Origin of the sequence: Rhodococcus sp. HM1 (genome assembly GCF_023218075.1) — a bacterium.
In the GTDB taxonomy this organism is placed as follows: Bacteria; Actinomycetota; Actinomycetes; order Mycobacteriales; family Mycobacteriaceae; genus Rhodococcus.
This window is the reverse complement of the sequence record NZ_JALPTB010000241.1, coordinates 1-320: the sequence shown is the minus strand read 5'-3', so window position 1 is coordinate 320 and position 320 is coordinate 1. Positions and strand designations below refer to the sequence as shown.

The window sequence follows — 320 nt, the reverse complement described above, 5'->3', positions numbered from 1 at the left end:
TCCGGTGCGGCGATGCGTCCGGTGGCGGGATCGAACCGGGCCGACAGCGCCGCGATCGCCGCATCCCGATACGCCAGGGTCCGCAGGGTCGCGGTGGCCTGGGCGGTGACCACCCGCGTCACCCGCGAGGGCACGTACACCCCGTCGGGGTAGGTGGGGGTCCAGCCCAGCCGCGCCGCCGCGACGTGTCCGTGCTGGGGCAGTGCCCGGCCGTCGCGGTCACGGCCGGCGGCCAGGGTGTCGAAGGTGTCCGGGTGCCACAGTCGGGTGAGCAGTTCGGTTTCGGCGCCGGTGATCAGGTCGAGCAGCCATGCGATGCG

Annotated in this window: 1 pseudogene; it reads right to left on the bottom strand. The window is 74.4% G+C overall.

The annotated features are described in order from the left end of the window. Nucleotides 1–320 (bottom strand): annotated as a pseudogene (locus M1M07_RS32605) (transposase); the annotation flags it as partial.